We start from the raw sequence: 24,680 nt of genomic DNA on the forward strand, positions 1-24,680 counted from the left end.
GTGCAAAAGGGGCAGCCTGCAGGCTGCCCCTTTTATTTGCATTTGCTGGTTTTTTAAATCCGATACAATGGAATCCCGGCCTGGCCTGCAAAGTATGGGTGCTGACCCAACTTTGGCTAATGATAGCTTGGCAGTTTGGCGGCTTGCCAATTTTCAGGGCTCCATGTCGTTACGTTTCTTAATTTACGCCCTGCGCGCCTTGTACGCCGTCTGAAAGCTTTTTCCGGTACACCCATTTGGATAGCGATATGCTGATTTCATAAAGGATCAACAGCGGTACGGTCACGAGGATATCGGACACAAAGTCCGGCGGCGTGATGGTAATGGAAATGACGACCAGTAAGAAATACGCCATCTTTCTCGCTTTGGCGAGCCGCACCGGATTGAGGATGCCGAGTCGCGTCAGAAACATGACAATGACCGGCATTTCAAACAGCAATCCGAAAGGAACCGTCAAATTGATCATAAAACGGAAATATTTATCCGCCGTATACATCACTTGAACCTGATCCTCCGCCATCGCCTTCAAAAAGCTCAAAACCATCGGAAACAACACAAAGTAACCGAAGCAAACTCCTACCGCGAACAGCACCGCTAACGCAGGAATAAAACCAAGCGTCGCTTTTTGCTCATCCGGGGTCAGACCGGGCTTCACGAACTTCCAAACTTGATAGCCGGCCACGGGGATCGTTACCGCGATCGCGAACACGCCCGCAATCATAACGTAAACCCATAGCAAATCCGTAGGCCCCAGCACGGCCAGCTGCCCGTCAAAGCCGCTAACGAGCCAGCGATATATCGATTTGGCATACAGAAACGCGCCGCACAACGCGACGAGAAAAGAGACCAGCGTAAACAGCAGCCTCTTTCTCATTTCCTCGAGATGTGCTACAAATTGCATTTCCCGATTCATTTGCGTTCGTCCAATGAAGCGACCTTGTTCGAATGGACAGTCGGTACGGTTGGCTGGTCCGGCTTCTCTTCTGCCGGTTTATTCTCGTCTTCCGAATTCATCAAGCTTCTTGTGGCGCTCTTGAATTCGCTCAGCGTGCGTCCGAACGCGCGTCCCAGCTCCGGCAGTTTTGACGGCCCGAAGATGATCAGCGCAATAATAAGTATAAGGATTAAGCCGGGAACTCCAATATTTCCAAAAGGCATCGGGATGTCATCTCCTTACGCAATTTAATTGAAGCGGAACCCGCTGATGGCAACAACGCCGCAGCGCGCTTTCGCATCGCCTGCGCGATGCGGCCAAAGGCTAGTCGGCTTGCTCAAATCGGTCGTATTTTCACCGGGATGCTGAACGGACAGGAACAGCGTGTTCTCGTCAGGCGCAAAAAACGGTCCCGTCAGCTCGCAATCTTTCGGTCCTGAAGCAAATTGCATGGCGATTCCTTTGCTTGGCCCCGCCGTCGGGATGACGAACAATCCGTTATTCATAAACGATTTGTACACCCCTTGATTATGGCTGCTGCTGGAAATGTCCGTGACGACCCACAGATTGCCGCTAGAGTCAAAAGCCAGATTGTCCGGGGAGCTGAAGCCGGATTGGCGGCCGCCGGCAGCAAAAATCTCAAAATCGAATTCAAGCGACCCGAGGTCGTTGTCTAACTCAAAAATGCGTGTAATATGACCATGAATGTTGCCATGCGCATCATTGTTTGTATGGCTGATAAACACAGTATTATCAAAAGGAGAAATTTCGATATCCTCCGGACGGTCCGTCGGCATGCCGCCTAGCATAATAGCCGCTTCATGGCAGTACGTTACGACGTCGGCTTGGCTCTGGTACTGCTTCATCAGCTCTTCGCGGGACCCTTTCACACCGGCAGGGGCTTTAAACTTCTCGTTGGACAAAACTTTGGCGAGCGCCTCGTACGTCACCGGAATCCATTTGCCGTTTTTCAGATTAGCCACGTATAACGTTCCGTCCGTAAGCAAAGCCGAGTTGCTGCGGCCTTGTTCGGGGACGTACTTCCCGTTCGAAATGTACTTGTAGACGCATGCATCCTTCTTATCATCGCCCATATACACGACGACCCGGCCGTCTTTGGCAAGACCCATCGCGGTATTTTCATGATTGAAGCGGCCCAGCGCCGTATGCTTTTTCAAGAAGCTGCCGTCGAACGGATCGATCTCTACGACCCAGCCATAATGGGTTGGCGGCAGCTTGGAGGCGTCCGCCGTTTCACTGAAATTCTCTTCACAGGACAGAACCGTGTTCCAAAATGTAACACCGCCCGAGCAGTTGGCGAATGTACCTTGCGCCGTTGAGGCGTTGTTCAGCGCCGCCGCTCCGTTCGCCGGGCCTGTGAATTCAAATTTGGTGAAACCGTTGATGCGTCGCGCATACTTGGAGGACGTATCCATCTTCCAAGTGCCGGACTCATCGCGGAACACTTCGATAACGGACATGCCTTGGTAATATAAACTTTTTTCTGTTTGCTCCTGCGTCATTTTTCCATCGACGATCGGTCCGAGACCGAAGATGTTCGTGTATTCGTGATTATTCACAAGAAGCCCGTGCACATTCGAACCGTCGATCGGGAAAAACGCGTTGTAATCCGAGCCTTGGCCGAACTTTTCTCCCGCTTCGTTAATTACGTCGTCGAATGCCGCGACGACGTCATATTTAAATCCTTTCGGCAATAAAAGCTCGTCTGCTTTGGAAGGCTCAATCGGGTCGAAGTAACCGCTGACTTTGTTCGTACGATATCCGAATAAATGATCGGCTGTCGGAGACATCGCGGAAGCTTTGCCTTCCAGCGTTCCAAGCCCGGCTGATGCGGCTGCAAGCGCGGCGGCTCCGGTTCCCAAATACGATAAGAACGTACGGCGATCCATATTTTTGTTCATGAGTACACTCCCCATTCATGTAATGAGTATCCATAAACAAGCATAAGCGTGAATTGTCAAAAGCGTGTTACACCGATATGGTGTTTTTGTAAATCCAAGGGAAGCCGGGAAAGTAGGGGTCGGAAGGCAAAAAAAAGAATCCCCGCTGCGCTGGATGTCAGGGGGATTTGTTATGGCGATATATTTGTACAGCCTTTGCTACAAGTCAGCAGTGCGTCTACCGTTCCACCACCGAATAAGCCATAGCCATCGTCTCGGTATGCGTGATGCTTACATGAATTTGCAGCCGTTCCGCCGGGTTGCCGTCCGGGCAAAGCGCTTGCCCTGCGGACCGCGCAAGTCTCTCCCACGCGACCGCGGACAAGCGGCAAACGGGCTTCCCTTTCGCATCGGGGAGCACCTCTACGTCGCGGAACGTCACTTCCTTGCCGATGCCGCAGCCGAGCGCCTTCACTACTGCCTCCTTGGCAGCGAAGCGTCCGGCCGTGAATTCGGCAAATCGCCCCCGTTTCTGCGAGGCCAGCTCCCGCTCCTTATCCGTTAGCACGCGCTGCAGAAACCGCTCTCCCGAAGGCTGTGCCAATATCGCCTTCACTCTGGCGATTTCCAACAAATCGGTGCCGATTCCAATGATCATGCGTTCGTTCCTTCCTCGTCTTAAATGCCCGGAATCGGTGTGCGCTTATGCTCCGTGCGCAAATACTGCTTCTCGAGCTTCTCTTTTGCCTCAGCCGGAATGGATTTGCCTTCCAGGTAGCTGCTGTTGTCTTCGTAAGTGATACCGAGCTCGTTCTCGTCGGTTTGTCCTTCCCACAGCCCCGCCGTCGGCGCTTTATCAAGGACGCTTTGCGGAACGCCAAGCTTCGCCGCAAGCTGACGCACCTGCCGTTTGTTGAGTGAGCTAAGCGGCGTAATATCGACGGCTCCATCGCCGTATTTCGTGAAAAATCCGGTGATCGCTTCCGAAGCGTGGTCCGTCCCGACCACGAGCAGGTTTAATTCAAACGCGAGTGCATATTGGATCACCATGCGCGTCCGCGCCTTGACGTTCCCCTTGCCCCCGCGGCTCAAATGCTTGTGAATGCCGATCGATTTCAAGCCGTACTCGGCTTCGAGCGCAATCTCATTAACCGCTTCCTCAATATTCGTCTCGATCCGGTATTTCAAGTCGAATGCTTCCGCCGTCGCGTAGCTGTCGGAAATGTCCGCCTGTTCCCCGTAAGGCTGGAACACGCCGACCGTCTTGTACTCGCGCCCCTTCTCGGCCGTCAGTTCATCGGTCGCCAGCTTGCACAGCCCCGTTGTCACCGAGCTGTCGATCCCTCCACTGATCGCGATCAGCAGGCCGTCCACACCGGACTTCAGCACATATTCTTTCAAAAAATCAACGCGCTTGCGAATTTCCGCATCTACGTCGATCTCAGGCTTCACACCCAATTTGGCAATAATATCCTGTTGCAAGCTCATCCGTCGAACACTCCTGTCGTGGAATATTTTCTCACATTATACCATGCCGCCGCTCAACAAAAAACTCCTGCCGTCGCCTCCAAAAGCGCGGTACAGGAGTTTGGTGTATAAACGATTATTTGCAGTATTGTTCGAAAGCGCCGATCAAATCGCCGGCGATCATCTCAGCCGATCGGTCTTCGATCTGGTGACGTTGAATGAAATGCACCAGTTCGCCGTCCTTGAACAATGCGATGGATGGCGAAGACGGCGGGTACGGGGCCAAATATTCGCGGGCTTTCGCGGTCGCTTCTTTGTCCTGACCGGCAAATACGGTGAACAGCCGATCCGGCTTCACTTCGTTTTGCAGGGCGCGGGCAACGCCCGGACGGCATTGGCCGGCGGCACAGCCGCAAACCGAATTGATTACGAGAAGCGTAGTGCCCTTTGCATCTTCAAGCGCCGCTGCCGCTTCTTCCGGCGTGCGAAGCTCCTGAATGCCGATCCGTGTAAGTTCATCCCTCATGGGCTGAACCATATCTTTCATATATGACTCAAAAGACATAGACATCGTTAGCTTTCACTCCTTTTTCAACATAAAGGTATACAAACTTTGTTATGTCCATTATACAACGGCAGGGAGTGAAAGCAAAGCTTATTTCTTCTTCGAGGCAGCGTTCGGAGCGGACGGCGGCGTTTCTCCTTCGTTCGCCTCCTTGCCCTCTCCGTAATACGTTTGATACGCCACGTCTTTATCGGGATGCATGAACGGGTGCGCCTGAGGCGGAATATTTTGCTCGAACAGCTCCTGGTTCTCGGCGGTTTGAAAGCCTACGTCTTTGAAAGGGTGCACCCACTGATCGCCCGACATGATCGACGGGTCCGTCTCCTCGCTCCATTGTTCCAGAGGCGAGTGGGCCGATTCGTATTCATGATCGCCGATCAGTACGCCATACTCATTGACAAACGGCTCCCGCGGGCCGCGCCCTTGCTTGTGCTCGGGCAAAAAATTAATTTCGAACGGATCGAGCTCCGGGTCGTTCTTCTCGTTATAACGGATATTCGTGTCCACCTTATCGTAAGACGCGGTTTCGTTGTTGTTCTCATGTTCGCTCATAACGGGCTCACTCCTCTCATCGCAAGGTCGCTCAAACAGATGGACGGTTCGGACCGTTCAACTTTTTATCGTAGCCGCCTGCCGTAGGGTCAGCCTCATGCTGTTCCTGCTTGTTTTCCTTTGCCTGAAGCTTCTGTTCTTTCGATGCATTGGCGCTGGAATCGTGATGTGCCATCTCCATAATCTCCTTTGGCTGTGGGAATATAAGCTTAGTATGCTTAATTGAGCAGCAATTCAATCACAATCCATGGAAGCGTCGCCGAATCCGCGAATACGCTATGCAGATGGTCCATTTTTGTATGGAAAAACACCGATGCCAAGCAGCCCCGTGACAAGTTACACCGCTGCTTTCAAGCCCTCCAACACGATGCCGATCAAAAATCCGCATAATGCCCCGTTCACCCGAATCCACTGCAAATCGCCGCCGATCTTATCCTCCATGAGCTTGATCAACGTCTCGTTATCGAAACGGTCGATATTTTCCCGGATCAATCCGCCGATTTTGGAGTGGTTCGCCTCGATCCACCGGTTCAGCTGCTCATGAATCCAGTGCTCCAGCTTCGCCATAAGTTCCTCGTCGCCGCGAACGCGTCTTGCCGCCTGCTCCAGCAGCGGGATGATGTAATGCTCGGCGAAATCCGGCTCGCGTACCCACCCGAGCAACCGTGAATGCAATTGCTCGACCCAGTTGGACGACAGCTCCGCCAAATTCCATTCCGAGAGCAGCCGCTGCTTCCACTGCTCCAACGTTTCTTCCGTCTTCGGATCCTGCGTCAATCCGTCAATCCGCTCACGAACGGCTTTAAGGAGCGCTACCCGGTTGCTGTCGCCTGTTCGCTTCAAATCATATAAAGCGGACAGCAAAAACTGCTGGATCATGCCGCCCAGCTTGTCTTCGCTGTAAAAACCAAGAAATGCGTTCACCGCCAGCTGCATAAAGCCGTTCGTCTGCATCCGGCTCATCGCCTGTCCCGCCATGGCGCCAAGGCGCAGCCGCGTCTCTGCCGTCAGCGTCCATTGCTCGGCCAAATCAAGTACAAAATCAAACGCTTTCTCGTCGTATTTATGTTCGTACACCAAACCGACTACCGTATCGAGCACCTGCTTGGCGTCCAAATGGTCGAGCCGCTTGCGGATCTCCCGTTCCAACAAAACGGCCGCCTTCTCCTTTGGAATCGATTCCAGCAATTTTTCAGCCGCGTTCCGGATGCCGGCCTTGAACTGCTCCGTGCCGATCTGCCGCATCGCACCGTCCACCAAACGTTCGGCAATGCGGAATTGCTCCAGCTTGCTGTGAATGCTCTCCTTGCTGAGCAAATCCTCTTCCACCGTCTTCACTAGCGCATTCGTCACCTTTTGCCGGTTGCGCGGCAGCAGCGCCGTATGCGGAATCGGAATGCCGAGCGGATGCCGGAACAATGCTGTGACCGCGAACCAGTCGGCCAGCCCGCCGACCAAGCCCGCCTCAAAGCCGCTCTGCATAAATCGAACCCAAGGTATATCGAGAAAAGGCATCGTAGCGACGAATCCCGCTCCCATGACGCCTAATGAAACCGCTGCCGTATATCTGGCTTTACCAGCCATAAGCTCACCTCTGACCATATCTTTACTTGGTATCATATCGTAATTCGACACAAAAAAACAATGTGCAGCGGCAAGGGAACTGCCCGCCATGTTCAACCCTTCCCTTTAAATAGTTCAGAGCCCGGCGCATACGGCGCCAGGCTCTGAAAGATGTCGGATTACGATTCCGATTTGCGGCGTTCCTCGCGCATTTTCTCGATCGCCTCATGCGTATCTATCTGGTCCGGAAAAAGCGAGTTCACGAAGGCGACCGCTTTCGTTTGTCGGAGCATCGCATCCTGTAAGTTATCGAGTATCGTCTGCTCGTCTTGTTCGTTGTTATTCGCCATTTCAGCTTCTCCTCCTGTACAAGCAAACCAAGTTTCCTTTATATTGTGCAGCTTCCGGCCCGTCTAACCGCCGCCGCGCAAACGAAAAAAGACTTCTGCCGATGTTTCCCGGAACCGGCGGAAGTCCATGTGCGCAATTGCGCTTGCATTCGTACTGCTCTCAACCTTTGCTGCCGATGCAGAAGACAGCTCCTTGCCCCTTGCTTGCGTAATGTTTCTCATGATATTGCTGCCTAACTAAAACAATGAAAGCCCTGCCTCTCTTTCATCCTTGCGGCTCCGATGACCGCGCCAGTGTGAATCAGTGTACTTACAGTCTGTTCATGGAAGCTTTACCGATAACGATAGCGGGAAAAATCTGACGATTCTCTGGAGGAATTTCGTTAGGGGCATTGCGGGGTTGTATGTTCCAAATTTGGAACTTCATAATAGTATACAGCACATTTCATTCAGAGTCAACCAGTCGCATTGATCATCCATGCAAAAGTGCCGATTTATGTGTCCGTTTATTGTACAAACACCTACTGCGCGGCATGAAACCGTTTCATGCATTCTTATCCGCGAAATTCATATTTATGCTCGTTTTACGACAAAAACGGGCAAAATCGAATCAGACGGGTGGAATTACGGGAAAAGCTTTGAATATATGGCTTGCCGTGCGCCGTCAATTCCCCTTAGTACCCCCTACAATATTTGAGCGCACTTTAACAATCCTTTATAATAAAATAAGAAGAACTTATATTTTTATATTTGAAGGATCAAGGGAGGTGTACCTATCCGTCTGACTCAGGCGAGATAGGGATTGATTGAGTAGTGACCCGTTACCTTTATTACTCAACGTTGTATTAATTTTGGCTTTGGTGCTTATCAACGGTTTTTTCGTTGCCGCGGAGTTCGCGATGGTGAAAGTCCGGGGCAGCCGCATCGAAACGCTCGCGCAAACCGGAAATATGAGAGCCCGGTTCGCCCAAATGATTTCGAATAACTTAAACGCTTACTTGTCCGCTTGTCAGTTAGGTATTACTTTGGCATCGCTCGCACTCGGATGGCTCGGCGAACCGACCATTGCCGCCATTTTGGAGCCTGTGCTTAAAGGCACGCTCGGCCTAAGCGATGTGGCCCTTCATACGATTTCTTTCATAATTGCATTCTCGATCATGACGACCCTGCACATTACACTCGGGGAACAGTTCCCCAAAACATACGCCATCCGTCAATCGGAAAATGTGACGCTCTGGTCGTCGATTCCGATGATCCTCTTCTACAAGCTGATGTTCCCGTTCATTTGGCTGCTTAACGGGATGTCCAATGCGATGTTGAAGATGGTGGGGATAGAGCCCGCGGAAGAACATGAATCAGCCCACACCGAAGAAGAAATACGCGTCCTGGTGAAAGAAAGCCACAAAAGCGGGTTCATCGACAACACGGAGCTTACGCTTTTTGACAATATATTCGAGTTTACCGAAACGAACGCGCGGGAAATTATGATTCCCCGTACGGAGATGGGCTGTCTATATGCCAACCTCTCCTTCGAAGAAAACATGGAAATTGCGCAAAGGGAAATGCGCACGCGCTATCCCGTATGCGATCCCGACAAAGACAACATAATCGGCTTTTTGCATATCAAAGATTTGCTCAAGCATCAGAACGAGCTGACGGACATTCGCCACATCACGCGGGCCATCACGAAAGTGCCCGATTCGATGCCGATCAGCAACTTGCTCAAGCTGATGCAGAAGAAGAAAGTGCAAATGGCGATTCTCATCGACGAATACGGCGGTACTTCCGGCCTTGTGACGCTGGAAGATATTCTCGAAGAGATTGTCGGCGAAATTCAGGATGAGTTCGATCTGGAGCAGCGCCCGAGCATTGAGAAGAAAGATGAGCTTGTTCACTCCATCGACGGCCGACTGCTGATCGACGAAGTGAATGATTATTTCGGAATGGAAATCCAGTCGGAAGATTACGATACGATCGGCGGATGGATTTATGCCCAAGTCGAGCTTCCTCCGAAAAAAGGGCAAAAGGTCAATTATACCGACCAATATGAATTTGTAATCGAAGAAACGGATGAACTGCGGATATCGAGGCTGACCGTCAAGAAAATGCAGCCGCAAATCCAAACCGCATAACAAAACGACCCGGCCGATCGCCGGGTCGTTTTGTTATGCGTCGCCAAGCAGCACGTATTACCCCGCAAAGGCGCGTGAGCGGCATCATTTTTAAACGAAACAAAATCATGGTATGATCTAAAAAAATGCATTGGCGTAGGGGTTGTGTGGTGTTCATGATGTACGATGTGATTGTCATCGGCGGAGGCTCGGCAGGATTGATGGCCAGCGTCGCCGCAAGCGAGAGCGGAGCGAAAGTGCTGCTCATCGATAAAGGGGACAAGCTGGGACGAAAGCTCGGCATCTCCGGCGGCGGCCGGTGCAATGTAACCAACAATAAAGAGCTGGATGAATTAATTAAGCATATTCCAGGAAACGGAAAATTTTTATACAGCGCGCTTTCGAACTTCGGCAACAAGGACATCATTGCATTCTTTGAGCGGCTCGGCATTCGCCTGAAGGAAGAGGATAACGGCCGCATGTTTCCGGTGACGGACAAAGCCAAGACGGTAGTGGATGCCCTTGTTCGGCAAATCCGGCAGCAAGGGGTCGACATCCGGGTGAACGCTCCGGTCGATGAAGTGCTGTATGAGCGAGATCAAGTCGCCGGCGTTCGGCTGAAATCCGGGGATCAGCTGCGCAGCCATACGGTGATCATCGCTTCCGGCGGCAAATCGGTCCCCCATACCGGCTCAACCGGCGACGGGTATATTTGGGCGGAGCGGGCGGGGCACTCGATCACGGAGCTGTTTCCGACGGAGGTGCCGCTCACTTCGAAGGCGCCTTTCATCCGCAGCCGCGAGCTGCAGGGGCTGTCTTTGCGCGAGGTCTCGCTAACGGTATGGAACGCAAAAGGGAAAATGCTGGTGTCCCACTACGGCGATATGATCTTTACGCATTTCGGCATATCGGGGCCGATCTCCCTCCGCTGCAGTCAGTTCGTCGTGAAAGAGCTGGCCAAAACCGGCGCAGGCGAAGTGCTGCTGACGATTGATTTGTTTCCCGACAAGTCGGTCGATGAAATTTATGAAGAGACGCTGCGGCTTGCGAAGAACGAGCCGAAGAAAGCGGCGAAAAATGTGTTGAAAAGCTTCTTATCCGACCGCCTCATTCCGATCTTGCTTCAAAAAGCGAATTTGGACGAGCAAGTGACCTACGATCACATTCCGAAACAACAATGGCTGGAATTGAGTAAAATCATTAAAAATTTCCCCGTCCCTGTTGACGGTACGCTGTCCATTGAAGAAGCTTTCGTTACCGGCGGCGGCGTTCATCTGAAAGAAATCGACCCCAAGACGATGGAATCCAAAAAGATGCGCGGCCTGTACTTCTGCGGGGAAATCCTTGATATTCACGGCTATACCGGCGGATACAATATTACGGCGGCTTTCTCTACCGGCTACGCTGCAGGCAAAAGCGCTGCGGAGTACAGCATCAATCCGACATGACGATGGCTTCGCCGCAAGCCATCGTCTTGCACATTTCACCGTCTGGAACGGAGCAGCGCTGCGATCTCCTCATGCCCTTTCCGTTCCGCCCAGGCCAGCGGCTGCGACCATGGTTCATCCGCCGGAAGGCCGGCGTCCGCCCCTTTGTCCAGCAACAACCGGACCAGCTCGGTTTTCCCATATTTGGCCGCCCATCCGAGCGGCGTAGCATTGTATTCCTCGTCTATTGCATTCAGATCCGAACCGAACTCAAGGAGCAGCTCAGCCCATTCGGAATGCCCCAGCCAAGCAGCTTTATGTAGATAAGTAACGCCTTGCCAGTTGCAGTTATTCGGGTCAGCCCCGGATTCGAGCAGCAGTCTGACCATGTCCAGACCGGCGTCCGCAGCATAGCCCATATAATTGTTGGCATACCAAGCTGCATTCAGATCGGCTCCGGCGCGCAGCAGCATCCGAACGATTTCCGTATGCCCGTTTCCTGCAGCCATACAAAGCGGGCCGTAATCGCCGCCGGCATTAACCAGGGATGGATTGGCGCCTATGATTTCGCCTGCGAGATCGATTTTCCCGAGCCAGCAGGCCGAATCCAGTTGTAGCGTTGCCCCGTGCGCATAGAGCAATTTCACCAACGAGTCGTACCCCTTATGCATTGCGATGCCCAGCGGATTGCTGCTCGATTCCAGCATGGCGTTCGGATCGGCTCCGTGCTCCAGCAGCAGCTTCACGCACTCGCCATGGTTGCCGGCAACGGCATTCCAAAGCGCGCTTCCGCGCGGAGCGCCTCTCTCTTCCGCATTCGGGTCGGCGCCTTGCTCCAGCAGCAGCTTCAAGGTGTCGGTATATCCTCGTTTTGCCGCGTAGCCGAGCGGTCTTTTGTCTACGGCATTTTTAGCATGGACCATTGATGGATTCATTTTCAATAAAGCCGCGATATGAGCGGAATCCCCGACAGCCGCTGCGGCGCAAATGTCGTATTCGGCGCCCCGGGCGATCATGTACCCGACAAGAAACCATTCGTTGCGCAGCGCCTGTTTGTTTAAATCCCGGTTCGCCCGAAACCAGTAGTCGCCCTCGATTGCGAGAAGCGTTGGCGTCGCTCCGTCCGCCCTCTTCGCCTCTATATCGGCCCCGCGGCGCAGCAATTCGTCAATTAGCCCGATTTGCCGGGTAAGAACAGCCCAATGCAGCGGCGTATTGCCGCGCTCGTCCCCCGCATGAACAAGCTCCGGGAAACCGTCCAGTTCGCGCAGCAGCTCGTCATGTCGTCCCTCTTTTATCCAATCCGCGACTTTGCGGCCGGCAGGCGAGCTTTGAAAGCGCTCGGCAAGATGCCGATCCAATAAATCAGCGATATCTTCGTATCCTCGATCTCTCGCTTTCGTCAGCATATCGTCCTGCCATCCGAGCGTTCTCTCGGTCGAATCCGCTCCATATTCCAGCAGCAGCCGTACGGCTTCCATGTTCCCAGACCTGACGGCAAAATGGAGCGGCGTAAAATATCCCCAGCTGCAGTTGGCAAGCCCCGCATCCTTTTGCAGCAGCTTGCGCAGCATTAATGTCTCCCCTGCCATAGCATGGATCATCATGTTCCATACGTCCGTTCCTCTACCTCCGCTGAAAGCCACGTTTTCGTCCGTTCGCAGCGCGTTCGGCTGAATCAGCCTTTGCGAAGCTCGCGCGTCGGCATCTCTTCCGATCGGCTTTTTTTCGGTAAAACGGTGGTCCGTCATTCACTCATCCTCCCATGATCGAGTCCAACGTCGTTTTGGATATGACTCGGCATTGCTTAAGTGCAGTTTCTTCTGTACGCTGCAGTGCAACGTTTCGATACCATTACTTTAATTCAGTTAGTCCTAAGTAGTAAAGCGTCCCCGCCTAAGGTCCAGTGTCAAAAACCGCCACAGGTCTGTTTCGGCAAAGGTCCGCTCCCTCTACAATAAAGACATGAAGTTCAGTCGAATCCGGCTAACGGCCGAGATAATATACATGTTGAGAGGAGCCATATCAAATGAACAAATTATACCGTTCCAGAACGAACAGCAGATTGACAGGTCTTTGCGGGGGGCTTGCAGAATGGATGGGCTTCAGCCCTACATTTATTCGCTTGGCGGTGGTGTTCGCAGCCCTGTGCAGCTTCGGAACCGTCCTGCTGATTTACTTCATCGCCAGCTTGATCATACCGAAAGAGCCTTACGGTAACTACGATTTCCACAATCCGTATCACAACTATTAATACGGCCTGGACGAGCCGACTATAACACAGAAGGAGTGGACAATACGATGGGAGTATTTTCGAGAATTATGGATTTGTCTAAAGCGGCGGCGAACGAGGCGCTGAACAAATTGGAAGACCCGGTGATGATGCTGAATCATTATCTTCGCAGCATGAAAGAGGAAATCGTCGCCGTTGAGCGCACATTAAGCAAGCAAATCGCCACCGAGCGGGCATTGAAGCAGCGCATCGACGAATATAACCAGCTTGCTGCGCAGTGGGAGAATAAAGCGGCTGATCTGGTTGCAAACGGGCTTGAAGCGGAAGCACGCCACGCGCTTAGCACTAAGCTTCATTATGTGGATAAGGCTTTGGAGTGCGCGGAACAGTATGGAGCCGCACGACTGCGTACGGAGGAACTGAACCAGCAGCTGGAGCAGACGAAATCGGAGTATGCCGTTATGCAGGAAAAACGCACGGAGCTGGCCGCACGCGCGCAAAAAATGGCGTCGCAACAAGCGAAGACTTCCCCCTCGGCCGGTCATTACAGCTTTGAAGGCGGCTACGCTGCAAGCGGCTTTCAGCGAATCGAAGAAAAAATAATGCAGTGGGAAGCGCAGACGGAACTTGCAGGCCAATCGTATACACGGGGAAATGCGCCTTTCGCCGATTCGACAGCGGACCATCCGTCGGAAGCGAGCCGTGACGCCCGTGTCGAAGAGCAGCTGGCAAGACTCCGACAACAATCATCCGTTAAAGAACAATAATTTGCCGCAGCCGTTTGCAGCGAGCATCTATGCCACAAAATATGGCGAAGATGCTCGCTTTTCATTTTATTGAATTTCCCCCCAACAACGCCCTTCCCGCTCTACATCCCCCCCTTCCCACGCAGTTGCCCCGAATATTTCCAATGAAAATGGATGGCGCTTGGAGCATAGTCGGTCCGTTATTGTTCATTCTATAGCTGAGCAGCACATTCCACACATCACGAAAGGGGCTTCCTCATGTCGATAACCATGAACCCTCCGGCTCAGCAGGCGCAGGTGCCGATTCCCGCGCCGCCGCGTGTCATTACGACAAAAGATTTGATGTACCTGAAAGATGCTTTGTCCTGGGAACTGAACGCGTTCAAGAAGTTCCACTTTTACGCCCAGCAGGCGACCAATCCGCAAATCAAGCAAGCGCTCGATAAAGCGGGGCAAATGCATCAGCGCCATTACCAAAAGCTGCTGACCCATCTGCAAGTGGACAACAACGCCGCCATGGCCAGTCTGCCTCGCCCGCAGCAGACGCAGCACGCGTCCCAATAAAGGAGAGCGAACCTATGCAATCACAACAATGGCAAAACAATAACCAGATCGCCAACCCGCAAACCGGTCAGCTGCCTCAAGTGAAAGGCCCGGAGATGAACGACCGCGACTTTCTGAATGACGGTCTCGCGACATGCAAATATTTGACCGACAGCTTTACCGACGCCGTCCGTGAAGCAAGCCACGAGCAGCTTCACGCCGACATGCTGCAAATTTTGACGGAAACGCATCAGAGCGCGCGGGAGCTGTATAATTTGATGTTCCAGAACGGCTGGTACAAACTAGAAGCCGAAGATCAGCAAAAAATTCAGCAAGCGCAGCAGCAATTCAGCGGCTATTCCTCGCAATTTCCTTATTCGGTGTAGCCGTCATCGGCTACAGCAGCAAGCGCGCCTTCTTGAAGCCGAAGGCGCGCTATTTTTGCGCAAACTTATCGTGAGTGGCTGTCCGTTGCCCAGTCCATTCCGCCTAGAACGGAGACGGCGCTGGAGCGGTCCAATTCGGACACCGGCGGAACGGAACCTTTGTCTACCTGCGGCCTCCGGGCGTTTCCTGGATGCGGCAGTTATGGAACGCGGTAATTTTCCATGATCCGTTTTGTTTAATAACGACATTCGTATTGATCGAACCCCGGTCCGCAGCATCTTGCGAAGGGTCGGCCAATTGGGCTTCACCGATCCCATGTATGACGGCTACTTCCGATGTAATAAAGCGAGGCCGCAATTGTGCGGGAACGCTAGATTCCAGCTTTGAGCCTTTAAGCGGTCCGTTAAACAGCCATTGGTGAACGTCCGCTATTTGCCCCCTTCCTTTCAAATGTTGTCCATTGAACGTAACGTAATCGGCATCTTCTGTGAAGCACTCGCCGTAAGCCGCTCCGTCCCCGTTATTCCAAGCTTCGCTCAATGCCGTAAAAAGTTCGCTGATTGCGCCCATATCCTTTTGATGATGTTCCATACATGATCCATTCCCTTCTCCATAAAATGGTGATGCCCGCTTGACTGTGATATACTGTTGATGAATATTACCTTAATCAATAATTATTCTTATCAAATTATATATCTTAATTAATTAAGATATATTCATGTTACCACTGGAGGTTTTGTCATGTCAACAGAGAATCACCAACCTTCGTCCACGGATCTCACTGCGCTGCAGTGGGAATTGCTTCACGAATTGCGTCACAACAGTTCCCGCGCCGTCATGCTCCATCAAATGATTGCCGACCAGCTCGGCCTCAATGCCACAGACCACAAATGTCTCGATTATTTGAACCGGTCCGGGCCGGTTACTGCCGGGCAATTGGCCGAGTTAACCGGACTCACCACCGGAGCCATCACCAACGTCATCGACCGGCTGGAACAGGCCGGATATGTGGTAAGAGATAAAGATCCTACCGACCGCAGACGCGTTGTCGTCAAGCCTGAACCCGGCGGAAGCGGGAATATATCTCCGCTGTTCGAGTCGCTATTCCAATCGACGCTTACCCTTGTTTCCCGTTACACGGAACAGGAATCTCGCGTGATCGTCGACTTTCTCAAGCAGTGCAACGAAATCGCATTGGAGGAGATGAACAAGCTCAAGGAACGTCGCCCATAACGCCAAGATCATTAGAAATGATTGTCCGTTTATTTCAAACAGCCCTCTATGATATGATGGAATGGCAACCATCTCATGTGATAAGAGGAGTTCAAACTAATGATCATCCAATTCATTCGATATCGGTAAGTAGAGGTACAGCGCATTAAACCCGCCTTTTTTTCAAAAAAACAAAGGCTGCGGGTTTATTTGTCTGTGCCTTTATTCATTCACCGATTACGAATGAATGGGGTGTTTGGGTATGTCTTCAAACAAAATAAATCCGTCGGCAGCCGATACCATGGCGGCGTTCAGCAGCCTGTTCCGCTGCCCTATCTGCTTCCTGCCGATGCATGTCATCGAACGTAAAAGCTTGGTTTGTGCCGGCGGACATAGCTTTGATCTGTCCAGGTACGGATACGTCAACTTTCTTTCCAGGCCCGTCAAAGCGAAATACGATAAGCAGTTGTTTGCTTCCCGTAAAATCTTAAGCGATAACGGCTTCTTCAAGCCGCTCGATACGTATATCTCCGAACAGATCATACAATCATTGCAACCGGGAATCGCTCCCGTTCAAATGATCGATGCGGGGTGCGGGGAAGGTTCCCGTCTATCCTCCATAAAGGCGCTTGTTAACAGTCAAACAACGAGGGATATAACAGCGATTGGATTGGACATTGCCAAAGAAGCGGTCGCCATGGCGGCCCGGCATGATCCGCAATCAATCTGGTGCGTCGGCGATCTTGCCAGATGTCCGCTCGCAAGCGAACAATTTCAATTTATCATCAACATCCTGTCTCCCTCGAATTACAGCGAATTTCAGCGCATGCTGGCGCAAGGCGGAATCATGGTCAAGGTTGTGCCCGGCAGCCATTATTTACGGGAACTTCGGGAGCTCGTATACGGCCTCAGCCCTCGGCCTTATTCCAATAGCGATACGCAGCAGCTTTTCGAGAAGCATTTTCACCTGCTGCATAAGGAGCAATTGCAATACGCCGTTCGTCTGAAGCGCTCGCTCATTACGCATTTGGTTCGCATGACGCCGCTCTCCTGGGGAGCGACGGATGGAGCGCTTCAGCATGTGCTGGCGTTGGATTTCATCGATTTGACGATCGATCTGACGATACTAATCGGCCAGAAGAGTAACTGCTTAAAAATGAGCTGAACGGTATTGCGCTGCCGCGTTTTCCAGCTATGGATGCACTTGTAATGAAGGAAGGCTCGACTTGCAGGTCGAATAACCTTCCGTAACGATTTTGCCGCAGGGAGTGACGCGTTAGATGATTCTATCCATTATCGTTGCTATGGGCCGTAACAGAGCGATCGGCAAAAACAATTCGATTCCGTGGAGATTACCGAAAGAACAAGCGTATTTGCGAAATGTGACCATGGGAAAACCGATAATTATGGGCCGCAAAAACTATGAATCCATCGGCAAGCCTCTGGATGGCAGGACAAACATCGTGCTGACACGAAAGAGCGACTACAAGGCGCCGGGCTGCGTTGTCGTTCATTCAGCCGAGGAAGCGCTGAAGGTTTGTGCCGAGGAAGCGGAAGCGTTCATCTTTGGCGGGGAAGAAATTTACCGTCAGTTTTTGCCGCTCGCCCAGCGGCTCTATCTTACGGTCATCGACCATCATTTCGACGGCGACACGTTTTTCCCGGAAATCGACTTGTCCGATTGGACGGAGCTTTCGGTTCGCAAAGGGATCACGGACGCAAACAATCCGTACGATTACCATTTCTACGTGTATGAGCGAACAACGTCGTAGCGACGCATATAGGACGACAAAGACCGGAGGCGCCAAACCAGCGCTCTCCGGTCTTTGTTTCATGTATGGCCTTGCAGCCGATGCTACCGATCTTTCCTATATAACCATCGTCGTTATTGCCGCTATTCAATGTCGAGAAACAGCTCAAGATCATCTTGACCTTTGCTTTCCACATGAAAGCTAAGAAAAGAGATGCCTTTCGCCTTTAACACCTGCTGCAGATGCTCGATGCTGCCGGGTTCATTCCTGATTTTCATCGTCAGATGCTCGGTTTTCGGCGTGGCCAACCAGTTGTACCGGGTATGCAATATCGAAGGAGATTTGAGATTGCAGGCCATCGCGGATGTGGTCGACCTGCACCGCGTCTATTTGAGCCAAGCAGGAAACGGGGCTTAACCTGTCCGAGTATATTACCGAGGTTCGCATGGAGCGGGCCAAATATTTGCTGACCCACACCCAGCTCAAAATTTATGATGTCGCCCGGTTGTCCGGCTACCAAAGCCCGAAGCATTTCTCGCTCGTATTCAAGCAGCATACGTCAAGCACGCCGGGCGCTTTCCGCACGGAAACGAGCAGCTAGCCGGCGCTCATCCGGATGGAGCTGACTCCGGTTTACCCGCGATTCGGGCGGCTCGCAAGCCTGGCACGCCGCATGCGGCCTATATTGAAGGTGCCGCTCCCGGGCTTCCTTCTCCTGCCGAACGTTCGGAACGGTTCATGTATTCGATATGCTTGAAGCCCCATCCGCACATATCGTGCAACACGGCGCTTAACGTGGTCCCATGATCCGAAAGCGAATATTCGACCTTCGGCGGAATTTCCTGATACACTTTGCGCACGATCAGTCCGTCCTGCTCCATCTCGCGCAGCTGATTCGTCAGCATGCCCTGCGTTACATTCGGCAGCAATCTGCGCAGCTCCCCGAACCGTTTGGTCCCCTGATTCAGCAAAATAAATAAAATGAGCGGCTTCCATTTCCCCCCGATCACCTGCAGCGTCATCAATACCCCTTGCGTTGCCGATTTATCTTCATGATCGCTCATCCGTTCCACTCCCATGCCAAGTGTTCTAACAAATTCCTTTATGCGATACTTTATCAAAGTATACGGATGAATGTTAGTACTCTTCATTTTCGTACTTAGTATGGTTTATAGTACTCATTCTGAATGCACTCGCCGTGCATCGTACGGTTTACCGTACAAAGTATGAAGAAAAAGCGTACTTTTCAAAAGTAAGATTCTAAACAATAATGGGATGTGAACGACGATATTCCACGACAGAGAGGAAGAAAGCAATGAAAACCATGGTCATCGCAGCACATCCGAATCTGAACCAATCCCGTGCCAATCAAGCTTTCACAAAGGAGCTGGCCCGTCATACCGGCATTGATGTCCGCAATCTTTATGAAGAGTATCCTAACTGGCTAATCGATGTGGCCAAAGAACAGCGGCTGCTGCTCGAATATGACCGAATTGTTTTCCAGTTTCCGTTCTATTGGTACAGCTGCCCGCCTTTGCTGAAAAAATGGTTTGACGACGTGTTTACGTACGGCTGGGCTTTCGGACCCGGTGGCGATCATTTGAAGGGCAAAGAGTTTATCGTAGCGACAACGACCGGGGGCTCGGAGAACGGTTACCGTTCGGGCGCGCACAACGGCTTCACGATCAGCGAATTGATGCGGCCGATACAAAGTACAATTGACCGCTGCAACGGAACGTTCCTCCCGATCTTTGTCACCTACAACGCCGATGAGGGTACGGACGACTATCTCCGCCAAGAGGCGCAAAGATATGCGGTATATATTCAAGCTTCGATGGCGGTAATCGCACATTAAACTTCATTTTAAAACCACAGGCCACCGCTTCAGCATGGTTGTTGACGGACACATATGTTCGACTTTGCCGCACCCCGGCGATCATATCGCCCCTTGCCGTCGTCTCCCTTTACGTACAATGCCCTAAGAGCTATGATGGTTGTAACAGCCATTGATCAGCGAAAGGGGGCCGGTATTTGTGCTTAAGATTAGCGCTTTTTCTCAACTGAGCCATGTATCCGTCAAAACATTGCGCTACTATGACGAGCTCGGACTGCTGAAGCCGGCCGTCGTAGACGACAGTAACGGCTACAGATATTATTCCGAGGATCAGCTGTTGACGGTAAAGCGAATCGCCGCTTACAAAGAACAGGGCTTCACATTAGAGCAGATGATGCCCTTTTTGAAAGAAAATATATCTGCGGATGTTGTTGAAAACAAATTAGCGGACAAACGGTCGGAGCTGGAGCGGGCCATTCGCGAAGCGCAGCAGCAACTGGACGCCATCGACGGAAGGCTTTCCCGCGTCAAAGAGGCGGTTCCGCAGCAGAAGGCCGTTTTTTCCGTTACCGTTCGCAGCGTAGCGCCTGAACTCGCCGCCTCCATTCGCGATACGGTTCCGCGCCACACGTTATGCGTGCTGCTGCACGAAGTTACGCAGTATGTCCGCGCCCACGGGGAAAGTGAAGACCGTCCGCTGACCGTATTATGGCATGACGGCGAGCAGCCATCCGGACTCGTCGATGTGGAGGTTGCCATACCGGTAACGAATCCCATTCCAGGCAAGGGCAGCGTGAAGGTTGGTCTGCTTCCCGAAGTGAACATGGCCGCTTCCGTTGTCCATTATTGTGATCCTTACAGCGATTGCTGCATGGCAGAGGGTGAGCTGCGCTCATGGATCGCCGCCAACGGATTCGTTACGGCGAACGCGCCCGTGCGGGAAACGTATTTGACTTCGGATAAAGACATTTACGGGACATTGCGGCTCTCGGAGCTGCTCATTCCCATCGAACGCGCTTAACCTCGCTGCCGTTCGTACAGCGCCATGCTTATTCCGCATTATGCGGTTTGAGCATGGTTTTTTTTGTATGCAAAAAAAATTCGCAGGTCTCTTGACTCTCCCCTTAACGGGAGGGTGTACAGTACAGTTACACATTTCAAAGGAGTGAAGAACAATGAAACGATTGGATGGAAAAATCGCTTTGGTTACCGGTGGAAGCAGAGGGATCGGAAAAGGCATTGCGCTGCGCTTGGCGGCGGACGGGGCACTGGTCGCCGTTCATTACGGAAGCAACCGTGAGGCCGCGGAAAGCGTTGTCCGCACGATTGAGGCACAAGGGGGGCAAGCGGTAGCGATCGGCGCGAAGCTCGATTCCTTGGCCGGCGTGGAACAGCTGCTTCACGCATTCCGGGAGGAGCTTGTCCGAATGACTGGGGATCGCCGGTTCGATATTATCGTGAATAACGCGGGGATCGGGACATCGCAAACGTTCGAAGATACGACCGAGCAATCATTCGACGAACTGTTTGCCGTTAACGTGAAGGCGCCGTTCTTCCTCGTCCAGCAAGCACTGCCGCTTTTGCGCAGCGAAGGCCGCATTATCAACATTTCTTCCGGCGTGACGCGAATCGCGTTTCCGCATATTATGGCGTACAATTTGACCAAAGGTGCGATCAACACGTTCACGCTGCATCTCGCGCAGCTGCTCGGACCTCGCGGCATTACGGTCAATGCGGTTCTTCCCGGCATCGTCGATACCGATGTCAACGCACCTTGGCTGCACACGCCCGAGGGGCAAAAGATGGCAACCGGCATGTCCGCCCTCGGCCGGGTCGGGCAGCCTTCCGATATCGCGGACGTCGTCGCCTTCCTCTCCTCGGACGACAGCCGCTGGGTAACGGGACAGATGATCGACGCTACCGGCGGCTCGCATTTGTAACACTTTTGCTACGTCGTTGATCTGCCGCCCGATCGCTCGCGCATCGACTCCGCCCCTTGTTCATTGACCGACTAGCCAAGAAGGGAGTCCGTTTGGACTCCCGCTTCCCCTAACAAACACGCCAATGTGCGATCAGGAAGGATTTTTCTGCCCATTTGTCGTATTCAGTAATATCTGTAAATTTGAGGAGGAATGAATGCAATGGGCAAACAGGTCATTTTGCTGGTCGGTACCAACAAAGGCGCTTTTATGTATACCTCGAATGAGCAACGAAAAGAGTGGAGTCTCAAAGGTCCCTTCCTGCCGGGGTGGGAAGTGTACAGCATCCTCGGGGACAGCCGGAACGGCCATCGTTTGATAGCTGGAACGTCACATGCCGCTTACGGCGCAACGATCCGCATCAGCGACAATTTCGGGGAGGCGTGGAAGCAGATCGAACACAGCCCCCGGTACTCCGCTGAAAGCGGTTTCTCGCTTACCCGCATCTGGCAGCTTGTGCCGGGTCATTCGTCCGAACCGGATACCGTATTCGCGGGAACGGAGGAAGCGGGCCTATTCGTCAGCCGTGACCGCGGCGAAACGTGGACGGAACTGGACGCTTTGACGAAACACCCGTCGCGGCCGGGCTGGTTCGGCGGCGCAGGCGGCATGTGCCTGCATACTATCCTGATCGACCCGGTAAACAAGCAGCGCATGTGGGTCGCGATGTCTGCTGTCGGCGTGTTCCGCACCGAAGACGGCGGCGAGACATGGCAGCCATGCAACAACGGCCTCGCGCGCGTGCCGACGGGACAGCCTTATCCCGAAGTCGGCTACTGCATTCACAAGATGGTATCCGATCCGGACGATCCGAATACGCTGTACATGCAGGAGCACGGCGGCGTATTTCAATCGACGGACGGCGGCGACTCGTGGTTTGCGATCGAAGAAGGCTTGACGCTGCGCGGCGAGGACAGGCCGTTCGGCTTCCCGATCAGCGTCTCGCCTTCCGGTGATTTGTTCCTGCTTCCGCTGGAGAGCAGCGAAGTTCGCTCGACACGCGGCGGCAAGCTGCTTGTGTACGGCAAACACCGCAGCGAGAGCCGGTGGGAGCCGGTTGGAGACGTGCTCCCGGAGGAGCAGCGCCATGTGAGCATACTGCGCGACGCGATGACGATCGACGGGCTCGACCCTTACGGCCTGTACTTCGGCACCACCTCCGGCGAGGTGTTCTGTTCTACGGACCGCGGCCGTACCTGGGACAAGCTACCCGGGCAACTATCCCGCATTTTGTGCGTGAAAACGTGGATCGTGGAGGACTGAAGGGCGATGAGACTGGAGGTAAGCGTGCCTTCGCTGCTGCGCGACTGCACGGGCGGGCAAGTGTCGTTCCCGCTCGATGCGGCCACGCTTCGGGAAGCGCTGGACGCGCTTCTCGCCGCCTACCCTCTGCTGAGGCGGCATCTGTTTACGGAACAAGGCCAGCTGCGGCAGCACGTATTGATCTATTACAACGAGGACAGTCTGTCCTGGCTTGACGATTGGAACATCCCGCTGCAGGAAGGCGACCAGTTGCGGGTGCTGCAGGCTGTCTCTGGCGGCTAAGCGGGAATAAGAAGCCCAATTTGATATCTTGCACACGGAAAAGAAATAAGAGGATAACCTTCTGCGCTATGCGCAGGGTCATCCTCTTATTTCTTTATGGCAGCTCTCTTGGCCGGATTAGAGTTCGGTGAATAGTTGAATAAGATAGTACGGCAGCATTCCAATGGAGATGAAGGCAAAGAAAAAACCTTTAACGAAAGCAGTCACATGTTTCATAACGCTTGCCTCCTCCTTGCTAATTATGTCCAATCTGTGAACTTACTACAGAATACTCCTCAATTATTACGAAAAGCTGAAAAGAACCTGAAAATAAGATGAAAAAAATGAAAAGCCTTACAGCGGTGCAAGGCTTAAAGACAGTAATCTATGGCTTATTTCAAGTTTGGATTATCTTTTGAAAGGGGCTTCAGCGCTGCTTCTTCGCTTCCGGCTCCACATACGGTTCGATATGCACATGAACGTTGCCGATCTGATGCTTGTCTAGCATGCGTTTCTCGATATTGTCGCTAATCTGATGGCTTTGCTCGACCGACAGTTCCCTGCCTACTTCCACGACCACATCGAGCAGCACGTTGCTGCCGTGGACGCGGGCGCGGATGTCCTTAATGCGCCGGACGCCCGGCGTTTCCTTCACCGTCTGGCGAAATTCTTTCAGACGCTTCTCGTCGAAGCCGTCGGTGAGCGCGTGCGAAGCTTGGCTAAAAATATCCCACGCGGTTTTGCAAATGATGATGCCTACCGCAAGCGCCGCCGCCGCATCGAGGATCGGAAATCCAAGCCGCGACCCGATAATGCCTACCGCCGCGCCGATACTGACGAGCGCATCGGACCGGTTGTCCTGCGCCGCCGCCATGAGGGATTGGCTGTTGATGCGCTTCGCCAAATTGCGGTTGTACATGTATACGCCGAACATGACGACCGCCGATCCGAGCGCGACCCACGCTGCCGCCATATTCGGCGCCGAGTGCTCCCCGGACAAGAAGCTTTTCCCTGCCTGAATGACGACCTGCAGCCCAGCAGCCGCCATGATGAACGAAGCGACCATCGAAGCGATCGTCTCGGCCCGCATGTGACCATACGGATGGTCGGTGTCGGGCGGCTTCCGGGAAATGCGCAAACCGATCAATACCGCAACAGAAACGATAATATCCGTTGTATTATTAACGCCGTCGGCGGTTAACGCCTCGGAACCGGTAACATAGCCCATGCTGATTTTAAATAAGGATAAGAGAATGTACGCGACGATGCTGAGCCAGGCGCCTTTCTCTCCTTCCTTTAAAGAACCGTATGTTTCCACAATGCCAATACCTCCGCCTCTGACTTCATAACTGATAACCGATGACAGAACAGCCGGTTCGCGAACGTCCGCGGCCGACGTTTTGTTTCTTAACTCCAAAACATCGTATCAAATGAAATCCGTGTGGGTCTAGAGAAACAGTGTTTTCCCCTCTTATAAAAATAGGGCCGGCGCAACTTTGTTACATCCGGCAAACGTTGTAGGGCATATCCAAAAAAAAAAGAAACAGCGACTCCGCCGCTGGCTGCCGTTTCACCTTGGATGAAAGCCTCAGCCTTGCAGA

At 52.7% G+C, this 24,680-nt stretch carries 31 protein-coding genes; 15 read left to right on the plus strand and 16 right to left on the minus strand.

The features are described from left to right. Positions 1 to 178 precede the first annotated feature (178 nt). The 11 genes from tatC to ACFQI7_RS28440 all read right to left on the minus strand — a co-directional run bounded on the left by tatC (position 179) and on the right by ACFQI7_RS28440 (position 7,554). Positions 179 to 913, minus strand: a complete 735-nt coding sequence (tatC, locus tag ACFQI7_RS28390) for a twin-arginine translocase subunit TatC (RefSeq protein ID WP_218100854.1) — start codon at positions 911 to 913, stop codon at positions 179 to 181. Continuing rightward, positions 910 to 1,158 carry a twin-arginine translocase TatA/TatE family subunit gene (locus ACFQI7_RS28395; protein ID WP_218100855.1) on the minus strand — a complete coding sequence of 83 codons (249 nt, stop codon included), beginning with the start codon at positions 1,156 to 1,158 and terminating at the stop codon, positions 910 to 912. The genes tatC and ACFQI7_RS28395 overlap by 4 nt, the downstream gene beginning before the upstream one ends. A gap of 24 nt (positions 1,159 to 1,182) precedes the next feature. Further along, positions 1,183 to 2,856 carry a PhoX family protein gene (locus ACFQI7_RS28400; protein WP_218100856.1) on the minus strand — a complete coding sequence of 558 codons (1,674 nt, stop codon included), beginning with the start codon at positions 2,854 to 2,856 and terminating at the stop codon, positions 1,183 to 1,185. Positions 2,857 to 3,073: 217 nt separating this feature from the next. Next, positions 3,074 to 3,493 carry a holo-ACP synthase gene (gene acpS / locus ACFQI7_RS28405; protein ID WP_218100857.1) on the minus strand — a complete coding sequence of 140 codons (420 nt, stop codon included), beginning with the start codon at positions 3,491 to 3,493 and terminating at the stop codon, positions 3,074 to 3,076. 20 nt (positions 3,494 to 3,513) lie between these two features. Continuing rightward, on the minus strand, positions 3,514 to 4,323 hold the full coding sequence (gene nadE / locus ACFQI7_RS28410) for an ammonia-dependent NAD(+) synthetase (RefSeq protein ID WP_218100858.1): 810 nt from the start codon (positions 4,321 to 4,323) through the stop codon (positions 3,514 to 3,516). Between the two features lie 115 nt (positions 4,324 to 4,438). Beyond that, positions 4,439 to 4,873: a BrxA/BrxB family bacilliredoxin gene (locus ACFQI7_RS28415; protein WP_218100859.1), complete on the minus strand. Its 435-nt coding sequence runs from the start codon at positions 4,871 to 4,873 to the stop codon at positions 4,439 to 4,441. Between the two features lie 84 nt (positions 4,874 to 4,957). Next, positions 4,958 to 5,419 carry a DUF3905 domain-containing protein gene (locus ACFQI7_RS28420; protein ID WP_218100860.1) on the minus strand — a complete coding sequence of 154 codons (462 nt, stop codon included), beginning with the start codon at positions 5,417 to 5,419 and terminating at the stop codon, positions 4,958 to 4,960. A gap of 31 nt (positions 5,420 to 5,450) precedes the next feature. Further along, a complete protein-coding gene (locus ACFQI7_RS28425; RefSeq protein WP_218100861.1) occupies positions 5,451 to 5,594 on the minus strand; it encodes a hypothetical protein in 144 nt (47 codons plus the stop codon). A 161-nt stretch (positions 5,595 to 5,755) separates the two neighbouring features. Continuing rightward, a complete protein-coding gene (locus ACFQI7_RS28430; RefSeq protein WP_218100862.1) occupies positions 5,756 to 7,003 on the minus strand; it encodes a DUF445 domain-containing protein in 1,248 nt (415 codons plus the stop codon). Between the two features lie 158 nt (positions 7,004 to 7,161). After that, a complete protein-coding gene (locus ACFQI7_RS28435) occupies positions 7,162 to 7,332 on the minus strand; it encodes a hypothetical protein (protein ID WP_218100863.1) in 171 nt (56 codons plus the stop codon). A gap of 63 nt (positions 7,333 to 7,395) precedes the next feature. Next, complete coding sequence (locus ACFQI7_RS28440) at positions 7,396 to 7,554, minus strand: hypothetical protein (RefSeq protein ID WP_218100864.1); 159 nt, start codon at positions 7,552 to 7,554, stop codon at positions 7,396 to 7,398. A 584-nt stretch (positions 7,555 to 8,138) separates the two neighbouring features. Here ACFQI7_RS28440 and ACFQI7_RS28445 point away from each other — a divergent pair. Together ACFQI7_RS28445 and ACFQI7_RS28450 are read left to right on the plus strand one after the other, a co-directional pair. After that, entirely contained in the window at positions 8,139 to 9,464 is a 1,326-nt protein-coding gene (locus ACFQI7_RS28445; RefSeq protein WP_218100865.1) for a hemolysin family protein, read from the plus strand. A 155-nt stretch (positions 9,465 to 9,619) separates the two neighbouring features. Then, positions 9,620 to 10,891: a BaiN/RdsA family NAD(P)/FAD-dependent oxidoreductase gene (locus ACFQI7_RS28450; protein WP_218100866.1), complete on the plus strand. Its 1,272-nt coding sequence runs from the start codon at positions 9,620 to 9,622 to the stop codon at positions 10,889 to 10,891. Positions 10,892 to 10,926: 35 nt separating this feature from the next. Here the strand turns inward: ACFQI7_RS28450 and ACFQI7_RS28455 are convergent, their stop codons facing one another. Further along, positions 10,927 to 12,621, minus strand: coding sequence for an ankyrin repeat domain-containing protein (locus tag ACFQI7_RS28455; protein WP_218100867.1), 1,695 nt, complete (start codon positions 12,619 to 12,621; stop codon positions 10,927 to 10,929). Positions 12,622 to 12,899: 278 nt separating this feature from the next. Between ACFQI7_RS28455 and ACFQI7_RS28460 the strand changes: the two genes are divergently transcribed. From ACFQI7_RS28460 to ACFQI7_RS28475, 4 genes are all read left to right on the plus strand, one after another. Beyond that, entirely contained in the window at positions 12,900 to 13,124 is a 225-nt protein-coding gene (locus ACFQI7_RS28460; protein WP_218100868.1) for a PspC domain-containing protein, read from the plus strand. A gap of 47 nt (positions 13,125 to 13,171) precedes the next feature. Next, positions 13,172 to 13,870 carry a PspA/IM30 family protein gene (locus tag ACFQI7_RS28465; RefSeq protein WP_218100869.1) on the plus strand — a complete coding sequence of 233 codons (699 nt, stop codon included), beginning with the start codon at positions 13,172 to 13,174 and terminating at the stop codon, positions 13,868 to 13,870. Positions 13,871 to 14,107: 237 nt separating this feature from the next. After that, on the plus strand, positions 14,108 to 14,413 hold the full coding sequence (locus tag ACFQI7_RS28470) for a ferritin-like domain-containing protein (RefSeq protein ID WP_218100870.1): 306 nt from the start codon (positions 14,108 to 14,110) through the stop codon (positions 14,411 to 14,413). Positions 14,414 to 14,427: 14 nt separating this feature from the next. Next, positions 14,428 to 14,778 (plus strand): spore coat protein, encoded by a 351-nt coding sequence (locus ACFQI7_RS28475; protein ID WP_218100871.1) that lies wholly within the window; start codon positions 14,428 to 14,430, stop codon positions 14,776 to 14,778. A 163-nt stretch (positions 14,779 to 14,941) separates the two neighbouring features. Here ACFQI7_RS28475 and ACFQI7_RS28480 read toward each other — a convergent pair whose 3' ends face one another. Continuing rightward, positions 14,942 to 15,370: an SgcJ/EcaC family oxidoreductase gene (locus ACFQI7_RS28480; protein ID WP_218100872.1), complete on the minus strand. Its 429-nt coding sequence runs from the start codon at positions 15,368 to 15,370 to the stop codon at positions 14,942 to 14,944. A gap of 150 nt (positions 15,371 to 15,520) precedes the next feature. Between ACFQI7_RS28480 and ACFQI7_RS28485 the strand changes: the two genes are divergently transcribed. The 3 genes from ACFQI7_RS28485 to ACFQI7_RS28495 all read left to right on the plus strand — a co-directional run bounded on the left by ACFQI7_RS28485 (position 15,521) and on the right by ACFQI7_RS28495 (position 17,763). Further along, positions 15,521 to 16,012 carry a MarR family winged helix-turn-helix transcriptional regulator gene (locus ACFQI7_RS28485; RefSeq protein WP_218100873.1) on the plus strand — a complete coding sequence of 164 codons (492 nt, stop codon included), beginning with the start codon at positions 15,521 to 15,523 and terminating at the stop codon, positions 16,010 to 16,012. Positions 16,013 to 16,253: 241 nt separating this feature from the next. Next, a complete protein-coding gene (locus tag ACFQI7_RS28490) occupies positions 16,254 to 17,156 on the plus strand; it encodes a putative RNA methyltransferase (RefSeq protein WP_230415275.1) in 903 nt (300 codons plus the stop codon). Between the two features lie 115 nt (positions 17,157 to 17,271). Beyond that, positions 17,272 to 17,763 carry a dihydrofolate reductase gene (locus ACFQI7_RS28495; protein ID WP_218100874.1) on the plus strand — a complete coding sequence of 164 codons (492 nt, stop codon included), beginning with the start codon at positions 17,272 to 17,274 and terminating at the stop codon, positions 17,761 to 17,763. Positions 17,764 to 17,885: 122 nt separating this feature from the next. On the opposite strand, the gene ACFQI7_RS28500 is transcribed toward ACFQI7_RS28495, so the two are convergent. Beyond that, positions 17,886 to 18,020, minus strand: a complete 135-nt coding sequence (locus ACFQI7_RS28500) for a hypothetical protein (RefSeq protein WP_268966843.1) — start codon at positions 18,018 to 18,020, stop codon at positions 17,886 to 17,888. 167 nt (positions 18,021 to 18,187) lie between these two features. Between ACFQI7_RS28500 and ACFQI7_RS28505 the strand changes: the two genes are divergently transcribed. Beyond that, positions 18,188 to 18,343 carry a helix-turn-helix domain-containing protein gene (locus ACFQI7_RS28505; protein WP_230415277.1) on the plus strand — a complete coding sequence of 52 codons (156 nt, stop codon included), beginning with the start codon at positions 18,188 to 18,190 and terminating at the stop codon, positions 18,341 to 18,343. A gap of 79 nt (positions 18,344 to 18,422) precedes the next feature. On the opposite strand, the gene ACFQI7_RS28510 is transcribed toward ACFQI7_RS28505, so the two are convergent. Further along, on the minus strand, positions 18,423 to 18,806 hold the full coding sequence (locus tag ACFQI7_RS28510) for a winged helix-turn-helix transcriptional regulator (RefSeq protein WP_218100875.1): 384 nt from the start codon (positions 18,804 to 18,806) through the stop codon (positions 18,423 to 18,425). A gap of 251 nt (positions 18,807 to 19,057) precedes the next feature. On the opposite strand from ACFQI7_RS28510, the gene ACFQI7_RS28515 reads away from it, so the two are divergent. From ACFQI7_RS28515 to ACFQI7_RS28535, 5 genes are all read left to right on the plus strand, one after another. Beyond that, positions 19,058 to 19,597, plus strand: coding sequence for an NAD(P)H-dependent oxidoreductase (locus ACFQI7_RS28515; protein WP_218100876.1), 540 nt, complete (start codon positions 19,058 to 19,060; stop codon positions 19,595 to 19,597). 178 nt (positions 19,598 to 19,775) lie between these two features. After that, positions 19,776 to 20,597, plus strand: a complete 822-nt coding sequence (locus ACFQI7_RS28520; protein WP_218100877.1) for a MerR family transcriptional regulator — start codon at positions 19,776 to 19,778, stop codon at positions 20,595 to 20,597. Positions 20,598 to 20,751: 154 nt separating this feature from the next. Beyond that, positions 20,752 to 21,516: an SDR family oxidoreductase gene (locus ACFQI7_RS28525; RefSeq protein ID WP_218100878.1), complete on the plus strand. Its 765-nt coding sequence runs from the start codon at positions 20,752 to 20,754 to the stop codon at positions 21,514 to 21,516. Between the two features lie 201 nt (positions 21,517 to 21,717). Further along, entirely contained in the window at positions 21,718 to 22,818 is a 1,101-nt protein-coding gene (locus ACFQI7_RS28530) for a WD40/YVTN/BNR-like repeat-containing protein (RefSeq protein WP_218100879.1), read from the plus strand. 6 nt (positions 22,819 to 22,824) lie between these two features. After that, entirely contained in the window at positions 22,825 to 23,100 is a 276-nt protein-coding gene (locus ACFQI7_RS28535; RefSeq protein ID WP_218100880.1) for a MoaD/ThiS family protein, read from the plus strand. A gap of 406 nt (positions 23,101 to 23,506) precedes the next feature. Here the strand turns inward: ACFQI7_RS28535 and ACFQI7_RS28540 are convergent, their stop codons facing one another. Further along, the gene (locus ACFQI7_RS28540; protein WP_218100881.1) at positions 23,507 to 24,397 is read right to left on the minus strand and encodes a cation diffusion facilitator family transporter; all 891 of its coding nucleotides are present in this window, start codon (positions 24,395 to 24,397) and stop codon (positions 23,507 to 23,509) included. Positions 24,398 to 24,680: the final 283 nt, after the last annotated feature.

It is taken from the genome of Paenibacillus allorhizosphaerae (genome assembly GCF_042659105.1).
Taxonomy (GTDB): Bacteria; Bacillota; Bacilli; order Paenibacillales; family NBRC-103111; genus Paenibacillus_G; species Paenibacillus_G allorhizosphaerae.